Here is an 18,600-nt window from a genome sequence, read left to right as displayed (position 1 = left end):
GGCTTGAAAGAACAAGCAGCAGCGGGCGTAACGCACCTGTTTGCAGCGGTTTCCCGGTATACTTTTTATACAGTGTTACGAAGGAGGAACTATGGCAGCCCTCCCCTCCGCCAAACTGCCGCTCCGTGCGCGGTTGGTCGCCCTCATTGCGGTGCTCGTCGCCTTCGACGTGGTCGCCGTGGCCGCGGCGTACGTGCTCGCTCACGTCGCGCTCGGACTGGCCCCGCTCTTGGCCTACCAGTGGGACAGTCTGTTCTGGACGATGAGCTTCGACTACGTCCCGCTGCGGCCGGTACTCCTCGTCGGGACGCCGCTGACGCTCCTCGCGCAGTCGGTGTTCGGCTATCGGATGACGCTACAGGACGCGCTGGCCGACGGCGAGCGAACGGCCGAACGGACGCCCGAGGACGTCGAGGCGATGCGCGCGAAGATAGACCGGGCCGACACCGCACAGGCAGTCCGTGACCGCGTCGAGCGGTTGGCCCACACGGCGAACATGACCACGCCGGACGTGACTGTCGTCGCGTCGTCGACGCCCAACAGTTTCGTCGCCGGACGGCCCGGTGAGCAGACGCTGTTCGTGACGACGGCGCTCCTCGACGCGCTCGACGACGCGGAACTCGACGCCGTGTTGGCCCACGAACTCGCCCACCTCAAGAACGGCGACGCGTTCGTGATGACCGCGGCCGCGTTCCTGCCGGCGGTCACCGCCCGGTTCAACGCCGTCCTCGCGGACCAGTGTCGACATCTGGCGATAGTGGGCAGGCTCCTCGGGAGCGACGCCGAAGCCGACGACGAGGACGACGGGTCGAGCGGATTCGGCCACCACCAGATCGCCGTCCAGTTGTTCGCGCTCGTCGCGATGCCGACCGCCGCCGCGCTGAACCTCGCCAGCACGGCCTGCTACCGGCTCCTCTCCCGTATCAGGGAGTACGCCGCCGACAGCGGTGGCGTCGCCATCTGTGGCTCGCCCGCGGCGATGGCGAGTGCGCTTGAGACGCTCACTGCCGACCGTCGGCCGACCGCGGATTACCGCACCGCCCGGACCGGCGTCCGCGAACTGTGTGTCCTCCCGTACGCTCTCGACGAGGCGGGCGACGACCCGACGACGGATCGAACCGGGAGGGTGGGTCGGTTGTGGCGGAGGGGCTGCGAGCGCGTCCTCCCCGACTCCCATCCCGACGTGGCCGACCGAATCGACGCGCTCGGCGAGCGACAGGTCGACGTCGACGGCGGTCGGTCGCGACGCTGACGACCGGCACGGTTTATTCCGCTGGCGTTCGTTGCACCCCTATGACAGACGACGAGGGACGACTCGCGTGGATTCACTGGCCGACCGTCGCGAAAGGCGTCGCCGTCGGTGTCGGCGTCGGACTCATCCTCGCACTGATGCTGGAGGACTTCGTGTTCGGGATGCTGCTGGGGTTGGTGAACGGCCTCGCGTTTGGCATCGGGTGGTCGCGCTCGCGGTGAGACCCCAGTAATCAGGTGAGCCGTTTTTCTCCGGGTACGACCAAACCGACCTGTACGCCTCGCTCGCCGACCGCGCCGAGGGGGCCCTGTCGGACCCGCGGGTTCGCCGTCGCTGTTCGTTCTCGAACCGTGGGCGGGACCGGAGAGACAGTGACGAAGACCGGGCGTCGGGGCAGACAACCCTCACGGACTGCTGCGCTACAGGACGGAGTCGTAGACGGTCGCCAGTCGGTCGACCGCGTGGTCGACGCTGACTGCGTCACGACGCGCGAGACAGGTCTCTCGCAGGCGCTCGCGCTCGTCCAGCGTCCGCTCGATAGCCCGTCGGAACCTGTCGACGTCGCCCTCCGGGTAGGAGTACCCCGTCTCGCCGTCGTGGATAGTGTCAGAGAGCGCACCGGCGTCGACGCCGGCGACAGGGGTACCACAGCAGTTGGCTTCCAGCGCGACCAGCCCCTGCGTCTCGACGGGACTCGGGAACGCGAACACGTCCAGCGCGCTGTACAGGGCTGGCAGTTCCTCACGGTCCAAGAACCCGAGAAAGCGGACGTCGACGTCGGCCTCGGCGGCCATCGCTTTGAGGTCCTCGCGTGCCGGGCCGTCGCCGCCGAAGACGACGGTCACGTCGAGACCCTCACAGGCCGTGACGATGTCTTCGAGGCACTTCTCGTGACCGTGCCGGCCGGTGTAGCCGACGAGGGGACCGTCCGGCAGGTCGTGGCGCGCACAGAAGTCGTCGCTCTCCGACGGCCTGAAAAAGTCCGTGTCGACACCGTTGGAGATGACCTCGACTCTGGCGTCGGCACCGACCGTCTCCCGGACGTGGGCGGCCGCGCGCTCGCTCGGGGCCACGACGACAGCGGCACGGTCCAGAAACCACCGCTCGTAGTGTTCGGCACTGGACTGGACGGCCGACTCGACGGTCGTGTTCGAGGAGACGTACTCGGCGTACTCGCCGGTCGGCGTGTGATAGGACGCCACCAGCGGCGCGTCGAGTTTCCGCGCGAGTCGCTGGCCGGCCATCCCGAGACTGAAGGGCGTGTGTGCGTGGACGACGTCGGCCCCGTTGACCGCGTCCGGAATCTGGGGCATCCCGAGGCGGAACCCCTCGTAGAACGGGAACGGCAGGCTCCTGACCGGATACTCCCCGTCTTCGGCGTCGTGGTCGCTCCTCGGGTAGACGACGTCCATCCGACCGCCGCGGGCGTGCCAGCGGTCCCGCCACGTCTTGACCGTGTACGTCACCCCGTTGACGGTCGGGAGGTACGTGTCGGTGAACGCGGCCACCTGCGGCAGTGTCATCGACGCGGCGTAATCAGACCAGCGGGTAAACCCTTGCTATTGGCCGCGAGAAGCCCCCCGCCGTCGGTGGGCTTTTCAGCCCCCGTCCTGTCCATCTCCCAATGGCTTCGGACCGCTGGCTGTACGCGTGGGCGCTGGGCTCTGTTGCACTCGGTGCCGCCTCGTTGCTCGTCCCACTGTACTTCGTCACTATCGGCGGGAGCACGCTCCTGCTGGGCGTACTCGCCGGTGTCGCGGCCGCCGCGGGCGCGCCGGGCGCACTCATCTTCGGCCGTATCGCGGACCGGACCGGCAAGCACCGCTCGCTCGTCCTCGTGGCGCTGGCACTCGCCGGTGGTGCGCTCGTCGTCGTCTCGCTGACCGAGTCAGAGTGGGTCGTCATCGCCGGCAACGGGGTGTTGTGGTTCGCCGCCGGTGCCGTCGCACCGGTTCTCACGCTTCTCGTCACCGTCGGGTCGCTCGAACGCGACTGGCCGGGCCGCTTTGCCACGCTCAACCGCTATCAGGGGTGGGGCTGGGCCGGGGGGCTCGTCCTCGGACTGGCGTGGACGACGACTCTCTCCGGGCCGCTCGGGACGAAAGTAGCTCAGCAGGCACTGCTGTGGCTCTGTGCGGGCGTGGCTGCCGTCGCGGCCGTCCTCGCCGCCCGGTGGCTCCCCACCGGCGTGCAGACGGCAGACGCGCCCCGACCGAGCCGTATCGCTCGCGCCATCGCTCGCTCCCGTCGACTGCCGGTTCGCAGTGCGACGTTCCCGGTCGGACCCGGCCGCGTCTACTGGCTCACGCGGTCGTTCCATCCCCGGCAGGTTCTCGCTCGCCTCACGCCGTCGCTGTCGCTGTACTTCGCCGCCATCCTCGCTGTCTTCGCCGGGTTCGGCGTGTTCTGGGGACCGCTCCCCTCGTACCTCTCGGGGACGCTCGGCTACGACTCGGGGACAATATTCGCGCTGTATCTGGTGTCCAGCCTCGGGTCGGCGCTGTTCTACGGCGGGGCCGGCCGACTCACAGACCGGTACGACGCCACGGGTATCCAGACCGGTGGGCTGCTGGCCCGGGCGATACTCCATCCCACGGTGGCTTTTGTCACTGTTCTCGTCCCGGTGGCGTCGCTGGCCCTCCTGACCAACGGCGTGGTGTTCGGCCTCATCGGCGTGGCGTGGGCGCTCATCGCCGTCACCGCCGCCAGCATCGTCACTCGTCTCGCACCCCCGGCCATCCGCGGAGAGTCCTTGGGGCTGTACACGGCGCTTTCCGGCCTCGCGAGCGGCGTCGGGTCGATACTCGGTGGATGGCTCGGCGGCTACGGGTTTACGCTGGCGTTCGGCGTCGCCGGCGGATTGGTCTTCACCGGGACGGCCGTCGTCGCCGTCCTCTGGCGGCGGACTCCGACGACGGTCACCGAGCGCCCCACCGGCGCCGACTGAGATCTCGTCTCGGTGGTTGGCGTCGCCAACGCGTTCGATCAGACGATGACTATGGTCTCTCGCCCGTCGGATACGTAACGGCCGGTGAGTCGAACACGGTTCGAGCTGGCGGTCGTCCGGGCTCAGACCAGTTCCTCGTACGTCTCGACCAGTCGCTCGCCGACCCGGTCGAGGCCGTGTTCGCGGGCCGTCTCCATCGCGTTCTCGCCGAGTCGCTCGCGGAGGTCCGGGTTCGCTTCCAGACGCTCTACGGCCTCGCGGAACTCCGCCTCGTCCGAACAGATGAGACAGTCGTGGCCGTCCTCGTAGTACTCCCGGAAGACGGGGATGTCCGAGAGGACGACGGCCTTGCCACAGGCCATCGCTTCGAGGACGACGATGCCCTGATTCTCGACTTTCGAGGGGAACAGGAACACGTCGCCGGCCCCGTAGGCCCCGCGAATGTCGTCGACCCAGCCGGTGAACGTGACGTTCTCGGGCGGGTCCGACGTCCACTTCCGCACCTCGGCCGACCCGTGTGGCCCGTCGTCGTACGTGCCGAACCACGCGAAGTCGTAGTCGGTCTGCTGGGCCAGTTCGCAGAACGTGGTCAGGCCCTTGCGTTCGAAGACGCTCCCGACGGCGAAGACGACCATCCCGTCTAAGTCGTACTGCTCGCGGTACTCCTCGCGGAAGGACTCGAATCCATCCAGCGGGGCCGTGTCGACGCCGTTGGTGATGGGCCGGATGGGCGCGTCGACTGGATAGTCTTCGAGGACGCCCTTCGTGTACTCGGAGGGACAGAGGACCGTATCGGCCTTCGAGTAGAACCACTGCAGGTACTCGCCCAGCGCGGGTGCGACGAGGTTCGACCCGCGGAAACTCCCGCGGAAGTCCTCCCGGGTGACGTGAGCGTGCAACACGAGCGGGATGTCGTTGCGCGTAGCGTGGCGAGCGACGGCGACCGATCCCGGCCCGATCATGTTGCAGTGAGCGATGTCGTACTCGCGGAACACCGGGTCGTCGAACGCGATGTTGCCACCGACGGCCCAGCCGGGGTGGCCGTCGGTCCACGGTGTCGTCAGTACCTCCACGTCGGTGTCGGCGAGCGCCTGTCGCTGGTGGTCGACGGACGTACCGATGCCCGACCGATCGAGGCGGTCGGCGAGTTCGAGGTAGTTCAGGACGCGCACGGACGGTCCGACCGTGGCCGCGAGCAAAACTGTACCGACTCCGTGCGCAGTCCGGAAGGCGTTTTTACGCGCCGGTCGGAGTGTGTGCGATGACAGACGAGGCGACTATCGCTCGCGAGCGCATCGACCGCCTCCAGTCGATGGCTCGCGACGCCGTCTGTGAGGGGCGCGAGGACCGGGCCCGCGAGTACGTCAGGCGGGCGCGACGCATCGCCGAGCGACACCGTCTTCGCCTCCCGCGGGAGTTCGAGCGGTCGATATGCCGCTCCTGTGATACGTTCCTCGTCCCGGGCCGAAACGCTCGCGTCCGTACCCGGTCGGGTCACGTCGTCGTGACCTGTGAGTGTGGGTCACACGCTCGCTATCCGTACGACTGACGGTTTTAGGACTGCTGGTTTTAAACGTATCGAGCCCTTTGTGCGCCCATATGTCTGATACCTCTCGAGAGCAGCGAATCCACGAACTCGACGCGACACTTCGCGTCGGGAAGAACGGTATCGAACCGGTCGTCGACGAACTGAACACCCAGCTAGAGGACCGCCAGTTCGTGAAGGTGAAGTTCCTCCGGTCGGCCCGCGGGGGCACCACCACCGAGGAACTCGCCGACGAGATGGCCGAACAGGTGAACGCGTCCGTCCCGCAGGTACGGGGCCATACGGCGGTGTTCGAGCGGTGATGCAGGTCGAACCCATCTCCAACTTCTTCCAGAATCTCGGACTGGGTTCCGGTCTCGCAGGGACAATCGCGCAGGCTCTCGTCTTCGTCCTCGTCGCTATCCTCGTCTACGTACTCGGGAAGGCTATCGTGGTCCCCATCGTCGACCGGTCGCTGAAGTCCCGTGACCTCGACGAACACGCCCGGAACCCCATAAAGAAACTCACGAGCATCGTCATCGTCTTCGTCGCCATCTCGATGGCGTTCGGGTTGGCCCAGTACGGGAACTTCCTGCAGTCGCTCGCGACCATCGCGGCCGCCGCGACGCTGGCAATCGGACTCGCGATGCAGGACGTGCTGTCGAACTTCGTCGCCGGCATCTTCATCTTCACCGACAAGCCGTTCCGCATCGGCGACTGGATCGAGTGGGACGACAACGCCGGCGTCGTCGAGGACATCAGCCTCCGCGTCACCCGCGTTCGCACGTTCGACAACGAGTTGCTGACGGTTCCGAACTCGCAACTCACCGACGGCGTCATCAAGAACCCCGTCGCGAAGGACCAACTCCGTCTGAAGTTCGTCTTCGGCATCGGCTACGACGACGACATCGACGCGGCGACCGACATCATCCTCGAAGAGGCAGAGGACCACGAGGGCATCCTCGAAGACCCCGGCCCGTCGGTCCGACTGGTCGAACTCGGCGACTCTTCTGTGGGTCTGCAGTCCCGCATCTGGATCGACAACCCCAGTCGCTCGGACTTCGTGAAGACCCGCGGTGAGTACGTACAGGCGGTCAAGGAACGGTTCGACGAGGAAGGCATCGACATCCCCTACCCGAACCGCACCATCGGCGGCGGCCTCGAACTCGCCGGGATGGACAGCGTCGTCGAACCGGCCGACGACTGACCGACTCTCGATTTTCCGTTTCGTCGCCGCCGTCGAGCGACGCCCGTACCGATCCCTCGACGCCGGCAGAGCCGCGACTACGGCCGAACCGCTCGTCGTTACGTCCCGCTGTAGCGGCGTCTCGCGGACGTAAGACTCCGGGAGTAGATACCGAATGAATGGACGGACAGCCGAGATTGCCCGGCGTTCGGGCGTGGGTAATCCCGTTTGCCTCCTCCACCCCGCGACCCCACGAGCGACGGGTGTTCGATGGTCCGCTGCTCACTTCCGTGCCTGACGGGCTGCCATCGACTAACCACGTGGGCGCATCCCTGCAGATGCGACCACGTGGACCGCCGTCCCCGTGGGACGAGGCTTCTACGTTGGCTCACGGGGTCCACGTCCGTCTGACCGGACGCCCCCGGGGTTCGGTCCCCGCTCATGACCACAGTGCGGGCGAGGAGGGGGGCCAAGCCCCCCGACCTAGTCCACTTCGATGGTCCGCCGCCGCCCCATAAGGGCCTTTCGGAACACCCGGGGACTGTGTGGCGATTCGGTCAGAAGAGTCCCAGCGCGCGAGCGAACCACGCCGACCCGACCGGCACTGGCACGCTTGCGAGGACGACGGCCCACCGGTGGTGTTCGATGAGCGTCGACTCCGACAGCCCCAACACGAGGCTGACGGGCACCGTCGCCGCCCAGAGGAGGCTCAGACCGACGATGAACAGGCCCAGAACGAGCGTCGCGCCGGCGGCGATGCTGGGGTCGGTCCGCCCCTCTCGGCCCGCCGCGAGGACGATGATGACGACGAGCGAGAGGACGGCGGGGATGACCGGTGAGATACCACCGGAGCCGTAGTAGGCGCCGACGGCGCTTGTCGTCTCGACGATGACGTACGGCACCGCGAGCGCGACCAGATAGAGGACGCAACCGGCGATACCGACGGTCGGTGCGGTCCGTAGGTCGTTCATATCGGCGCTCGGGTCGGCGGCGTCTTAACACCGACGTTCGAGCGAAACGACGAAATGGCCGCTCGAACTATCGACCGTATGGGATTTGGCTCGACGGCGAAGAAGATACAGAAAGTGGCCGACGTCGCCGACAAACTCTACACGAAAGTCAACGAACTAAAGACGCAGGTCCAGGAGCTCCGCGAGACGGTCGAGGACACGAACGGCCGGGTCGACGACGTAGAGCGCCAGGTGGCCGAACAGCGAGCGCTGCTGGAAGCCATCGCGGACGAACAGGGCGTCGACGTCGATGCGGTCCTCACCGACGACGTCGAGAGAGCGCCAGCAGACGCGGCGGAGACGGCACACGGCGAGGAGTGAAAGGGGCCGTCACAGGTCGACGGTCTGGTCGTCGAGGTTCGGAAGCCGAATCGTCGCCGTTCCGTCCTCGGTCAGTTCTATCGTCCCGTCGACCAACTGCGTGAGAGAGTTCATCGTCTCGTCGTCGTGGGCCGTCGACGTGACGGTGTAGAAGCCGACTGCGCCGGCGTTGTCGACGCGCGAGGTGAACATGTGCATGAAGCGGAACACGCCCTGAAGATTCGAGTAGACCAGCAGCGGCGACAGGGAGTCCACCAGCACGCGGGTTCGTTCGATGCCGTCTTCGGTGTAATACGACTGGACGAACTCGGAGAACTTGATACCGATACTGCTCATGTCCTTCGGTGATGACGTGTACTTCGTGTACTGGTCGTCGGTGACCGACTGGCCGAAGGTCTCCGAGACGGCGTCGACGACGCCGAGCGGCGGTGCGTCCTCGTCCCCGCCGGCAAACAGTGTCCGATAGTCAGAGCGCACCCTGTCGGCAGTGTCTCGTGTCGTCACGACGATAGCCCCCTCGCTCCGTCGCGACCCGGCCGCGAGCGCTTGCATCCCGAAGCGACGTTTCCCACAGAGTGGTGGCCCGGTTACGAGGACGTTCGTGCCGGGGTCGAGAGCGAAATCGAGGCGGTCGTGTCCGATATCGTACATCAGTATTCACTGGTCGGCTGTAGTGAGCGAGCACACCAGAGCGATATTCCCACACGTACTCGAACAGACATATAATCTTTGTCTTGTCTCTCAGACGAGAGGTGGTCGGCGTCGACTGATAGCGCGTGGGTATCTCTCACGAGCACGATACAGAACCGGATGGTTTAAACCGGAACACCGAATTACGTATTCACGTAGGGCGCTTAGCTCAGCCTGGACAGAGTGCTTGGCTTCGGACCAAACCGTCGGGGGTTCAAATCCCTCAGCGCCCGTTCCCTTATCGAACGGTTAGAATCCGACAGACGGCAGTGGGTCGTTTATATACTAGCTACCATTGACGCGCTGCATTTCGTTCGCTGAGCGAACGATTCTGAATGACAACCTTTCCGTCTGGCGGTTTTCAAAATCCAAAGACCGGATTAGCGTGATTCAGCAATCCCCCGATATTCTGCAAGAGAAGACGATCGCGTGAGAAGCGCAGACACTAAGTCCATAATGGTAGGACTTTCTAATCTCACGAAGCGCGTCATTGTCTATTTGATGATTTTGAGTGGGTATTCTGTACAACCGATGAACGTATCGACGGATATTCGTCTAAATAACACATTGTATTTGGTTGGGGCGGATTCGATTACAGCCCGACAACAGAGAACTATTTGCGACCTCGGGCGGTTGTGCGTCGACGTGAGCGCTCGAACCAAGATGAACACGAACCCCGCCATCGATGTGCTCATATTCAGCTGGTGGTCGTGGTTCGCGGGTGGTTTTCTCCCAGATGGGTGAGTGGTTCCCCGGTGTTTCGAGTGTTCTGGAGGGTTCCAGATGGGCGAAAAACTAGGATTGTCGGGGTCGTGTTCACGAGCATGGCCGAGGAGATTCCAGGGTCGATTCGGATTCAGACAGGTGACGGGAACGAATATCGGTATTACGCTGTTGAGGAGGCCAGTGAGTTTTACGGCTGCAACCGGTCGGATGCGGTGGCCTACGCGTGTGACAACGTGCCTGCGCTGGTCAAGGCGATCGAAGACGTGCTGACTCGTGGGGATCTGACCGCTGACCAGAAGCGGGAAATCGCTGAGGAATTCTCAGTTCGAGGCGTAGAGTTCGATGTCAAGGAGAGTGTGCAGATTGAGAAAGAGTGATACCTATCGGTTGGTATCGATCACGAACCCAGACACACATTCGACGGCGTCAGTGGAATGTATTAATTGCCTATCTTTTCATCGTACAGTCCAAAGCACTACCTTTCTGTGACCACCCGCAACTGGTTTCAATCCCAGTCTGGGAACCCTGCCGCGGTCGTGATGGAGGAGATACCTAAACAGTACAGAGACCGGCCTGACTGTGCGACCTGGGAAAACGGGAGACAGATAATACACCAAGTCCCTGATCCACGGAACAAGGCTGTAACAGTTTTGTTGTCTAAGACTGGATGCCGATGTACCTCGGTATCTCCAGTAACACATCTTCGATTCAGACACACACCGTGGATCAGATCATCAATCCTTCAGACGATACGGAGTACAGAGTCTGGAAGGCTGTAGTCCACACTGGAACCCACGATCCGACAACCGCCTCTAACTCTGACGGACAGTACGACGAAGGAGTCCGGAAGATCTACCTCGAGTTCTCGGGTGCAGGACAGTCCAGTGCCAACGGCGAAGTCGTATTCAACGCAAGTAACGGAATCGACAAGCTGGAATCAGACGACAAGGCAGAAGTCAACCTTGACAGCCTTGTAGCAACATCCGACCAGCCTCTCACAGCTGAGGTCGAGGTAGTAACCTTCGCTACAGGGACGGAACTGCTGCAGCTGACGGAGACGAGCAGCTTTCCGACGGTGAGAGCCCTGTTGACTCCTGCTCTTCGACGACAGTGGAGCAGGAACCAGCAAGGTTCAGGTCACAGTCTAACCGCCTAACTTAGGAGATACACTCCCCGGCATATGGCTCTGGCAGAGGGCCTCGGAACACGGACTCTGCCACCACATTTCCCCTCTCAAACTAACTTCTAACCAAAAAGCACCTATCTTGCCAAATGAATTTCTCAGTAAAATGGAGTCATCAGATGTCGTCGACGACTCATTCCGTAATCTGTTCGATAAGGTGGCCGCGATAATCCACGAGCAGGAGGATTTTGAGAAGGCTCACAAGACACTGAATAAGCATTTCCGGTATCTCGAGAAGGGAAACAGTCGGGCGGTCTACGAAGTCCCGTCAAAGGTAGCGGAGGGAGATCGGCGTCTGGTAGTGAAGTTTGCTCTTCCTGTGGTCGGAAGATCTGGAAAGGAGGGTGCTCTGTATCCGGTTGAGTATACTGAGGGTTGGATGTCGAACTGGCACGAGATCGTTCTCTCCGATTTCGAGCCTTTGGAGGATTTGCTTGTCCCGGTAATCGACCACCACGAAGATGCCTTGTGGACCGTTATGCCCTACGCTGAAACGCTACCACAGTCCTCGGAAGTGACTCAGCATCTCACGCCTTTGGCCGAACAAATCGAGGACTCAAGTGTCGTGTTCGTGAGCCACGGCCAGACTACTGGCCAACCGGAGATCTACCAGATCAAGGCGTGGGGCAATTATCAGGGCGAGTACCGGCTCAGGGACTACGGAGGGATTGTGGTCTCTGATGAGGAGTTCCTTGGGCAGCTGCCGTACCCGCTGTCTGAGCCAGATATCTGAGTTCTCAGCGAGGGCTTGATAGCCCCGTATTCCTAACCGGTTTAGTAAGAATGGCGGAGGATGAGGAAGAAGTTGAGGAACTTGATTTTGACGAGTTCATGGAAGCAATTGAGGAGCAGCGAAGAGAACGTCGAGAGCAGGTCTCCTACGAGTGGGTAGAGACGGTTCGTGAAGCCGGTGAGCTATATCGAGAATCGGAGGATACCGAGGCCGTTGCGGAGGATCTTGGCCGTTCAGAGGAACGTACCAGGGAGGCGGTTACAGTCTACCGGTTGATATTCGAGGAGCCGCCAGAGGAAGTTGCTATGAAAGCATCTATGCCTGGACGAGCGTTCTTCTCTCTCGACCAGGAAGTGGAAGAGGCGGTGGACGAGGAGGAACCGGTCGAGGACTTGCTACGGGAGTACGTCGGTGCAATCTACCTGGAGTACAACGTTGGCGAGGAACCAGTTGGAGATCCACCAGAGGAGACGACACCGCCGCCAGCAGTGGATTTCTCGGAGATTGGCGAGCAGATTGCTGAGAGCTTCACGTTCCCCACGGCGACGATCTTGGCTGCCGCCAGGATCAGTGAGCTCCAGACGAATATTCTGGAGCCTTTCGCAGCAAGCCAGGCGAGCATCCTGGCTAATATTACGGAACCCATCGCTGCTCAGCAGGCAAATATGCTGGCAAACGCTGTGGAGCCGGTGATCGCCCATCAGGAGCGAAGGGTTTCGTCAATGATAGCTGCCAGTCTCCCAGATCTGACGAAGCAGCTCCAGTTACAGCAGTCCGTGGTGAACTCCGCAATCTCTGGTGAATTGTCGAACGCGGTGGCCGATATCCAGTTCCCGGAGCCACTTCTCGCTGACCTCGCATCTATTCAGCCAGCCATCAATGCGGCCGCTGCTGCTGGAGCAGGTTCAACTCCGCCGGCTACTGGAAGGACGGTTGCTGATGAGCCCTCAACGACCACGGTGGAGGCTGAACCCTTGGAGGCGACGGCTTCTACTGTACCGCCTACAGGCCCTGCTAATGCGACTTTAGACGCGACTCTTCCGGATTCGGATGCGTTTTCGGCGGAGTTTGTCTTCGATATCCCGTCGATGATGGTGCAGGCGATGTTGAGTACAGGGCAGGCGCGGACTTGGTTCACCAACCTGGACGAGGATCACCAGATTACGGTGGTCAGGTTTTTGCTGGCGGCTGTCGCAGTCTACATTACCAAAAATCCGTTCTATGCCTCTATCGCTATTTTGCCAGAACGTTCTGTGCGTCGGGCGATTGTCGACGACGAAAGGGAGGACTGACACCCTCCGATTTTAAAAGTAGAAGTTTGTCATACTGTTTATATGGTGCGGACGAAGGTGGTTGTAAGAAGTGGTCTGAATCTACCCGTGGCCGTGATTGCCTCAAAGGTGATTGCTGTCCCGGTGACGTCGCTGGCATTCCTCTTCTACCATAATTTCCGATATGGGGCGGCGGAGACCATCGAGGTCGGTATCTTGATGCTGAGGTTGATTACGAATACGGCGACAGCAGTGACGCACTCAATTATTCCGGCGTACAGTATTCACGGCTCTGGAAACCTGTTTCATAAGGCGTCTACCTCCGGTATCTGGGCGAATGATATTGCGGTCGCAGTAGCGAGGATCAGAGGAGCCACCAGCATATTCGCCGCTATACTGCTCTTCATCCTTGATGGGTGAATGGATTGAGCCGTCCTCGAAGTGTTTTTGACTCGGTGCTGGCATCTTTCGCCTAATTGGAACCATATGGTGAACGAGCACTACGTGCAGCAGTCCTATCTACGGTTATTTGCTCCACCGGGTGAGGGTGTGGTCTCCAGGTATTCCTTGGTGGAGAAGCACGGTGGAGGTGATTACTACGACGCGAAGGAGAGGTATTCGGTGAAGAACGCTGCTTCCACGGAGGGCTATGCTGATGAGTTGTTGGAAGGCGGTGTGACTTCTAAGGCGGAGAAGGCGATGGTCAACACGTTCCGGAAACTGGATGACAACGAGATTTTGTCGAGGGAGGATATCGCCAATATCTCTCAGTTCATCTCTTTTCAGCGGGACCGGTCGCCATCAGCGAAGGTGCATCATCGGATGTTGGAGGAGTTGTTCAGGGCGGTGGGCTACGACGTTGAGGACTACTGGGATCGGTGATGCATCAGGGTGGTAACGAGCGGTACACTGGTTTCCAGCATCTGGGTTGGAAGATTGTAGAGAATCAGACCCAGCTACCGTTCTTTACCTCCGACGTACCAGTATTCATCTATCAGGATGAGTTCCCAGAAGACGATGAGAACAGTGAGGGATTTCAGTTCGATGGCAAGCAGATTTTCTGCCCGATTACACCGGACAAGCTCCTGGTTCTGCTCGACCCCGCTACGTTCAAGGTTGAGCCTCAGTACCCGGATACGGAGATTGACACGGTCGAAGTAGATGATCGGAGAGAAGTCTGGAAATACAACCTGGTTCAGGGATTGAGCGCGTTCCAAGAGGTCTTCGGACCGGTCGGACAAGGTGAGAAGTTGCAGCGGATGATTGAGCTGATGTCCCGGCATTTTTCGGACGAGGACTACATTCGAGGCAACCGGTGGAGCACTGGCAGGATTCAAAGGGCGCAGAGGCAGGGTATCTGGGAGTCGCACCAGCGTCCACGCCGGGATACAATACCGGAAGAGGACAAGCGGATCATCACCTCCTATAAGAAAGCCGGTGATGCTCGGTGGCTGTACACCCACAAGATTTCGCTCATCGACGAGTTAAGGCGTGACAATCCTATCTCAGATTATTGGTAGTACGCGACTCTTACGGTTGGCAGAGGATTTTTGATATGAGAAGGAGAAGGTCAGTATAATGAACCCGAGCCAGGGCGATGTCGTGGATGCATTCAGGACGATTGTTCTCGGCCCGTTCATGGCGTTTGCTATTGGGATTCTGTTCCTGATGGTGGCGAGGATCTACGGGCTCCTGAAACCGGCGGGGATGAGTGGGCCTTTCGCAGAGGCCTACCAATTTCTCGGAGCGTCTCTATCCATCAGCTACGGATTGTTCCAGCTCGCCTCAAGCATTGGAACCCTGGTCGCTTTCGCAGTGATTGGGTTTTTCTTCTACAACCTGTTCACTGGCTCCGGGGGTACGGGCCGTGGCGGTCTCGGCGGTCGTTGAAAATACTGGTTCGCTACTCCAGGCGGTCTCGGTACATGTAGACCAGGATTCCTGCTACAAGGGTGAGGAAGGCAACTGAGATGGAAAAAATGGTGTCGGCCTCAATGGTCGCCAGTAGTTGGAAGGAGAAACCGCAGAGAAGAATTAACAAGCCGTAAAGTCGGAGTTGGGCGGTCTGTGGTCGTTCCCTTGCGGATATTGCGTCGAACACACCTTCAACGTCGTAGAAGTCGGTTTCATCCGAGGCTCCGCTTTCCTGGTATCTGGCTTCGACGTACCGATTACCCCAGCTGAAATCTGGGTGTTGGAAGGCCTCCTCTGACTGTGTTCCGCTGAGCGAGTTTACGACGATCTCCACGTATTCTTCGCCACCATTATTTGTACCGAACTCGGCGACAGGATCGATTTCATTCAGTATCGCTTGTAGTGCTTCGAAGCCAGTGTCCCCCTGTCGAGTTCCGATCAAGGCCATTCGGTCGCGGGCTTCTTTGAGTGCTCCGGCAGGGAGTTGTGAGAATAGTGTTCGTGCGTCTGGTATGGCGATTAGACTGGCTCCGAGAATATCCAGTCCAAGTCCTATTGCTGTGACGGCGGGTTGAGGCATAGGAGAGTCCACGGATTGGCCGACTGATATAGGTACATCAAGTCGATTTCTGGTTCTCCTGTCAGTATCGATTCGACCAGTCTACGATCTGCTAGCCGAGATGGACGTGACTCGGTTGATGATCTTCTTGGTGTATTCGATGGGTTCGAAGTCTTCGTACTATTCCTCGGTCAAGACTCGCTCTTCAGGCGTTCCGGAGGAACCGCCGGAGCCACCAGTCTTCCAGTAGAAGATCTTCTTCCCGGTGAGATTGACAACGATATTATCGAACGATTACAGGAATCGAGTTTTGGAGATGTTGAACGAGATACGGTCGCACAAGCCATTTCACTAATTCTGGAAGGTAACTGTACGACTGAAGCGCAAAAGAACCTGAACCCTGATGAAGTCGAAGCGAACTGGACGGATTTGAAGGACGCGTTCCTTCACGCGGTAGACTATATTCGCCGCCGTTACAATATCCAGCGGGTTGAATTCCTTCCGTACGAGTCCCTCATCTCGATTCTCGGGTACTATATTCACGAGTCGGAGTCCGAGACTGTCGTTGCTGATCATCAAGAGCAAATTGATCGCTACTTTTGGCGGGTTGTATTTAGTGACCACTGGGCGACGCGACGCCAAGGAACAATTGGGAACGATTTAGAGATTATTGACGACATTATCGCGGGCCGGGACCCTTCGCTTGATTTCCCGATTACAATTACGCCGGACAAGCTGAAGGAAGCGAACATCAAGCGGTCGAATTCAGCGGTTCGGAACGCGTTCCTGTGTATTCTCGCTAACAATGAGCCACTGAACCCGAAGGATGGGACGGCGATTGAACTCCACGAGAATCATTACGCCGACTTCAAGCTGGAGAAACATCACATCTTCCCGAACCGCTTCCTGCTGTCCCACGATTACAATAAATCTGAGCGAAAGAGCGTGATTGACATCACCTTCCTCCCGCGCTCCGTCAACAACCAGATTAGCGATAAAGCACCATCCAACTACTTCCGGGACTGGCAGGACCGTGATGATTTTGAGGAAATTATGTACTCTCACTTCATTCCGTACGGACCAGACTCCGCGATCTGGGATGATGACTACGACTTGTTCTTAGACCAGCGTGCGTCCTTGATTATGGAGAAAGTACAAGAGCTAGTTGGAGAAACTTCGCTACTTGAGTATGAAGAGAAGAGTGCGGAGCAACGGATAGAGGACACAGAAGAGTTAGCACGGGATATTATCCACAAGCGGCTTCGTGAGAGTAACGGAGACGAATACTGGGAGATCTTACCGAGTGGTGTTGTGTCATCTGTTAAAGAGCAGTTGGATGGCGAGTTTGACGAATACGATGCGCGGGAGCGATTAGAGTTTGTGGAGCTAGCTGACTGCGCAGATATTATCAACATCCACTGGTCGGAGTTCAATGATGTGTTCCCCGATGATGACGATGTTGAGCATCACTTGAAGAATTTGGAAGTGTATCGTGATGCGTTTGGTGATGAAGACATGGATAGGTACACGCGGCTAGATGGTGACCTTGCTATTCAGTGGATTAACAGTTGTATTGAATCAACGGTTGAAGAGACTGAAGTGTAGGAACTATCTACATCCAGACCGCCTCACGCAAGACTTGCGATGTGTATTCAGCACGAGCCAGAGAGATAGTCTGAGCGCTGACAGATACCAGTATCCAATCCCTCGAATTCGGATGTCTCACGTCCAACAAGGGAATTCGTTCACCAGTCGAGCGAGCGCCCTCAGCGCCCGTGATTTTGCGAGGAACGGACGTGACGAGCAAAGAGCGGTCGCTGCGGATTTGCATCAGGGAGGAGCTTGCTCCGACCGTGGTTCAAATCCCTCAGCGCCCGTACAACGAACCGACGAGCGTAGCGAGTCGGTGACGTGAACCGGCACTACGGATTTGAACCCTGCCAGTCGCGCGCAGCAAAGCGAGCACGTCTGACTCCGGTTCAAATCCCTCAGCGCCCGTCTTGTTACATCACGCGTCGGATAGACCGTACAGCGGCCGGATTGGCCCGATTCCAACCACTCCGTTCAGACTGAGTTGAACACGCGACGTCGCGCGAGTCGATGCCGTTACGGCTTCAGCTAGAGCCGACGGAAGAACGGGAGTAAGTATTGACTCCCAATATCGTTCTGGAAGTCGAGTCATCGCCTAGAAAGCCTATTACGACCGATGGTCGATATCCACCATGTTTCAACTATCCAACTGGATTCGTTTGACTTCGTTGGCGGTGTTGCTACTTCTGGTAGCTGCTGTGATTGGATTCGGGTTTTCGATAGCCGGTGTTGAACCAGATGTCGCCACCCCGAACGCTGATAATGGGTCGACCAGTGAAGCACCCCCCACAGAACGAGAGACGCCGCACCCGGAGACGGGCACGCAGAACGATCAGATATTCTGTGACGACCCCGGAAGTGGCTTCGAGTGTGAACCCGGCATGCCCCTTCGGAACGGTTCGACGTACACCGCGCCAGACTCCAACGAGACCCAGGAGCGCAACGAGACGGACGACGCATAGCGGCGTGAGTGGAGTAAACCATTGTAGAAGTTGAACCCACTCAGAGGCGGCGGAACGACGGAGACAGCTAGGTAATCAGGTAACTATGGGAGAGACCATACCATTTTTTAGAAGAGTGGTTGGTTTCGAGCTATTCAAATCGAGAAGACTGCTTAACCGAGTGTGCGAACAGAGCGAGGGTACAGAAAACACTTACAATCTATTGTCAAATCCAACATAATGGACCATTCTCGTCGAGAGGCTATCTACGGTCTGTCAAGTGCGATGCTCGCCCTCGCAGGGTGTTCTGTTCCCGGAGCAAAATCAGCTTCACCAACCGAGACAACCGAACAGGAAACAGCGGTAGATGTGAGAGTTATCAATAACACCTCGACAGAACAATCAATCAGTATCACGGTGTCAGCAGACTCTTCGGTGATTGTACAAGAGACAGTGATAGTCCAGTCTGGCGAAGCCACGGTAGTCGAAGCGGGTATCCGCCAACAGGGGACATACGAACTGAGCGTTGAGGGCAACGGTATGAGTGATACCGGGTCGGTGACACTCGGAGAATATCATATCGAATACGGTCGAAACTTTCGTGTCGAAGTCCGCCCTGATAGTATTTCTATTGGTGTATATGAGTAAGACAGCCACTATTTCATCTGTATCGACCGTTCAGGAATGTGCTTATTGCGGGGGTGAGACTTCCCAATTATCGCAAGAATATCTTCGGTAAGTGCCTGTGAATA

Annotated in this window: 21 protein-coding genes, 1 tRNA gene and 1 other RNA gene; 17 read left to right on the top strand and 6 right to left on the bottom strand. The window is 59.3% G+C overall.

The window, feature by feature from the left end:
- Positions 1-91 precede the first annotated feature (91 nt).
- Together IEY28_RS12340 and IEY28_RS12335 are read left to right on the top strand one after the other, a co-directional pair.
- Positions 92-1,252 (top strand): M48 family metallopeptidase, encoded by a 1,161-nt coding sequence (locus IEY28_RS12340; protein WP_188997949.1) that lies wholly within the window; start codon positions 92-94, stop codon positions 1,250-1,252.
- 41 nt (positions 1,253-1,293) lie between these two features.
- Positions 1,294-1,473, top strand: a complete 180-nt coding sequence (locus IEY28_RS12335) for a hypothetical protein (RefSeq protein ID WP_188997945.1) — start codon at positions 1,294-1,296, stop codon at positions 1,471-1,473.
- Positions 1,474-1,671: 198 nt separating this feature from the next.
- Here IEY28_RS12335 and IEY28_RS12330 read toward each other — a convergent pair whose 3' ends face one another.
- On the bottom strand, positions 1,672-2,775 hold the full coding sequence (locus IEY28_RS12330) for a glycosyltransferase family 4 protein (protein WP_188997941.1): 1,104 nt from the start codon (positions 2,773-2,775) through the stop codon (positions 1,672-1,674).
- A gap of 38 nt (positions 2,776-2,813) precedes the next feature.
- Here IEY28_RS12330 and IEY28_RS12325 point away from each other — a divergent pair, with 38 nt between their 5' ends.
- Positions 2,814-4,199, top strand: coding sequence for an MFS transporter (locus IEY28_RS12325; RefSeq protein ID WP_338071845.1), 1,386 nt, complete (start codon positions 2,814-2,816; stop codon positions 4,197-4,199).
- A 122-nt stretch (positions 4,200-4,321) separates the two neighbouring features.
- Here IEY28_RS12325 and IEY28_RS12320 read toward each other — a convergent pair whose 3' ends face one another.
- Complete coding sequence (locus IEY28_RS12320; RefSeq protein ID WP_188997934.1) at positions 4,322-5,371, bottom strand: glycosyltransferase family 4 protein; 1,050 nt, start codon at positions 5,369-5,371, stop codon at positions 4,322-4,324.
- Between the two features lie 89 nt (positions 5,372-5,460).
- Between IEY28_RS12320 and IEY28_RS12315 the strand changes: the two genes are divergently transcribed.
- Genes IEY28_RS12315 through IEY28_RS12305 form a run of 3 tightly spaced genes read left to right on the top strand, consistent with a single transcriptional unit; the run spans position 5,461 to position 6,931 of the window.
- Positions 5,461-5,748, top strand: coding sequence for a ribonuclease P protein component 4 (locus tag IEY28_RS12315; protein WP_188997931.1), 288 nt, complete (start codon positions 5,461-5,463; stop codon positions 5,746-5,748).
- Positions 5,749-5,798: 50 nt separating this feature from the next.
- Complete coding sequence (locus IEY28_RS12310; RefSeq protein WP_188997926.1) at positions 5,799-6,047, top strand: YhbY family RNA-binding protein; 249 nt, start codon at positions 5,799-5,801, stop codon at positions 6,045-6,047.
- Complete coding sequence (locus tag IEY28_RS12305) at positions 6,047-6,931, top strand: mechanosensitive ion channel family protein (RefSeq protein ID WP_188997924.1); 885 nt, start codon at positions 6,047-6,049, stop codon at positions 6,929-6,931. Before IEY28_RS12310 ends, IEY28_RS12305 begins: the two co-directional genes overlap by 1 nt.
- Positions 6,932-7,087: 156 nt before the next feature.
- Here the strand turns inward: IEY28_RS12305 and ffs are convergent.
- Positions 7,088-7,404: signal recognition particle sRNA (gene ffs / locus IEY28_RS12300), an RNA gene on the bottom strand.
- 63 nt (positions 7,405-7,467) lie between these two features.
- A complete protein-coding gene (locus tag IEY28_RS12295; protein ID WP_188997921.1) occupies positions 7,468-7,881 on the bottom strand; it encodes a DUF7548 family protein in 414 nt (137 codons plus the stop codon).
- Between the two features lie 78 nt (positions 7,882-7,959).
- Here IEY28_RS12295 and IEY28_RS12290 point away from each other — a divergent pair, with 78 nt between their 5' ends.
- Positions 7,960-8,241: a DUF5798 family protein gene (locus IEY28_RS12290; RefSeq protein WP_166971078.1), complete on the top strand. Its 282-nt coding sequence runs from the start codon at positions 7,960-7,962 to the stop codon at positions 8,239-8,241.
- Between the two features lie 9 nt (positions 8,242-8,250).
- Here IEY28_RS12290 and IEY28_RS12285 read toward each other — a convergent pair whose 3' ends face one another.
- Positions 8,251-8,892 (bottom strand): RAD55 family ATPase, encoded by a 642-nt coding sequence (locus IEY28_RS12285; RefSeq protein ID WP_188997919.1) that lies wholly within the window; start codon positions 8,890-8,892, stop codon positions 8,251-8,253.
- Positions 8,893-9,089: 197 nt separating this feature from the next.
- Between IEY28_RS12285 and IEY28_RS12280 the strand changes: the two genes are divergently transcribed.
- From IEY28_RS12280 to IEY28_RS12240, 9 genes are all read left to right on the top strand, one after another.
- Positions 9,090-9,164 (top strand) — tRNA-Arg (locus IEY28_RS12280).
- 591 nt (positions 9,165-9,755) lie between these two features.
- A complete protein-coding gene (locus IEY28_RS12275; RefSeq protein WP_188997917.1) occupies positions 9,756-10,034 on the top strand; it encodes a DUF7692 domain-containing protein in 279 nt (92 codons plus the stop codon).
- A 296-nt stretch (positions 10,035-10,330) separates the two neighbouring features.
- Entirely contained in the window at positions 10,331-10,813 is a 483-nt protein-coding gene (locus IEY28_RS12270; protein ID WP_188997915.1) for a hypothetical protein, read from the top strand.
- 133 nt (positions 10,814-10,946) lie between these two features.
- Complete coding sequence (locus IEY28_RS12265; protein ID WP_188997913.1) at positions 10,947-11,573, top strand: hypothetical protein; 627 nt, start codon at positions 10,947-10,949, stop codon at positions 11,571-11,573.
- 50 nt (positions 11,574-11,623) lie between these two features.
- On the top strand, positions 11,624-12,865 hold the full coding sequence (locus IEY28_RS12260) for a hypothetical protein (RefSeq protein ID WP_188997911.1): 1,242 nt from the start codon (positions 11,624-11,626) through the stop codon (positions 12,863-12,865).
- A 42-nt stretch (positions 12,866-12,907) separates the two neighbouring features.
- The gene (locus IEY28_RS12255) at positions 12,908-13,264 is read left to right on the top strand and encodes a hypothetical protein (RefSeq protein WP_188997909.1); all 357 of its coding nucleotides are present in this window, start codon (positions 12,908-12,910) and stop codon (positions 13,262-13,264) included.
- 150 nt (positions 13,265-13,414) lie between these two features.
- On the top strand, positions 13,415-13,726 hold the full coding sequence (locus IEY28_RS12250; RefSeq protein ID WP_188997907.1) for a hypothetical protein: 312 nt from the start codon (positions 13,415-13,417) through the stop codon (positions 13,724-13,726).
- Positions 13,726-14,364 carry a DUF4238 domain-containing protein gene (locus IEY28_RS12245; protein WP_188997905.1) on the top strand — a complete coding sequence of 213 codons (639 nt, stop codon included), beginning with the start codon at positions 13,726-13,728 and terminating at the stop codon, positions 14,362-14,364. Before IEY28_RS12250 ends, IEY28_RS12245 begins: the two co-directional genes overlap by 1 nt.
- A 58-nt stretch (positions 14,365-14,422) precedes the next feature.
- Complete coding sequence (locus IEY28_RS12240) at positions 14,423-14,734, top strand: hypothetical protein (protein WP_188997903.1); 312 nt, start codon at positions 14,423-14,425, stop codon at positions 14,732-14,734.
- A gap of 13 nt (positions 14,735-14,747) precedes the next feature.
- Here the strand turns inward: IEY28_RS12240 and IEY28_RS12235 are convergent, their stop codons facing one another.
- Positions 14,748-15,338, bottom strand: a complete 591-nt coding sequence (locus tag IEY28_RS12235) for a hypothetical protein (RefSeq protein ID WP_188997900.1) — start codon at positions 15,336-15,338, stop codon at positions 14,748-14,750.
- Between the two features lie 408 nt (positions 15,339-15,746).
- Here IEY28_RS12235 and IEY28_RS12230 point away from each other — a divergent pair, with 408 nt between their 5' ends.
- On the top strand, positions 15,747-16,922 hold the full coding sequence (locus IEY28_RS12230; RefSeq protein WP_188997898.1) for a hypothetical protein: 1,176 nt from the start codon (positions 15,747-15,749) through the stop codon (positions 16,920-16,922).
- Positions 16,923-18,600 lie beyond the last annotated feature (1,678 nt).

The sequence above is a fragment of the Haloarcula pellucida genome, from assembly GCF_014647235.1.
In the GTDB taxonomy this organism is placed as follows: Archaea; Halobacteriota; Halobacteria; order Halobacteriales; family Haloarculaceae; genus Haloarcula; species Haloarcula pellucida.
This window is presented reverse-complemented; position numbering and strand designations above follow the sequence as displayed.